We start from the raw sequence: 981 nt of genomic DNA on the forward strand, positions 1-981 counted from the left end.
TGCTTGCACTCGTGTTATGAAACCATCTCATATACTTCATGATGAGAGGCTCCAAAAAACCAAAGTTGTAAAACTTAGAGTAGCTTTGGAAGTTAGTATGAAAGCCCGTAACTGCGCCTATTTTAAGTTGCTTTGCTGCTTTTAATGCCGCGTAACCAAGGGGACCTTCTGTTGCAATATAGATTGCGCAGGGTTTGATTCGTTGAAGCTGGTGCTTCATCCACTTTTGAGAGACTAAGCCAAACTTCAGATCAGCATAACCAGGGATAGGTAAGCCAAATACAAGCTTTTCTGACTCTCTATCGAAGGTTCGAGAATCTATAGCTTTGTCGGCTGAGTGTTGCTTGGGACGAATCACCGTTACCCGAATACCTAAGGCCAGCATGCCGTCAACCCATTTACCGAGCGTTGTTGCTACACCGTTGATTTCTGGGCGATAGGTTTCTGTCACCAACAAAACATTTTTTAATGTCATTACATAGCCCCTCTCTGTCTCATGGGGCATACATTGATCGGCGAATATTACAGTTAGGCTGCAAAGTGATGACGAAAATATGAACAATGCGCTTTTGTCTTTTTGGTTTAGAACAAACTCGGGTTACACTTTGCGCGTTAAAATTTCTAGACGAAGGTATCTGTATGTCGCGCACTGTGTTTTGTCGCAAATACCAAGAAGAGCTCCCTGGTTTGCCTGTTCCACCAATGCCCGGTGCAATAGGGCAAGATCTGTTCGAAAATATTTCACAGAAAGCATGGCAAGAATGGCAAGGTCATCAAACCATGCTGATCAATGAAAAGCACTTGAATATGATGGACCCAAGTGCGCGTGAATTTTTGCGCGAACAGATGCAAAAATTCCTTTCGAATGAAGCTTTTGAGCAAGCTGAAGGCTATGTTCCGCCTACAAAATAACCAACTTTAATTTACTTCACATTTAGTTGATAAAACTGCTTGACTCACTAAAACGAAACGGGTTTAATA

Annotated in this window: 2 protein-coding genes; one reads left to right on the forward strand and one right to left on the reverse strand. The window is 42.3% G+C overall.

Annotation, left to right across the window (positions count from 1 at the left end; translation table 11 throughout):
- Positions 1-475: glycosyltransferase (locus A3738_RS25450; RefSeq protein WP_197474034.1), on the reverse strand; the 475-nt coding region annotated here is incomplete at its 3' end.
- Between the two features lie 164 nt (positions 476-639).
- Between A3738_RS25450 and A3738_RS25455 the strand changes: the two genes are divergently transcribed.
- On the forward strand, positions 640-912 hold the full coding sequence (locus A3738_RS25455; RefSeq protein ID WP_068476069.1) for an oxidative damage protection protein: 273 nt from the start codon (positions 640-642) through the stop codon (positions 910-912).
- Positions 913-981 lie beyond the last annotated feature (69 nt).

This window comes from Oleiphilus sp. HI0066, from assembly GCF_001635725.1.

Excerpts from the sequence above, each read along its gene's own strand:
- A3738_RS25455 (WP_068476069.1), top strand. The coding sequence starts at position 640 with ATGTCGCGCACTGTGTTTTGTCGCAAATACCAAGAAGAGCTCCCTGGT.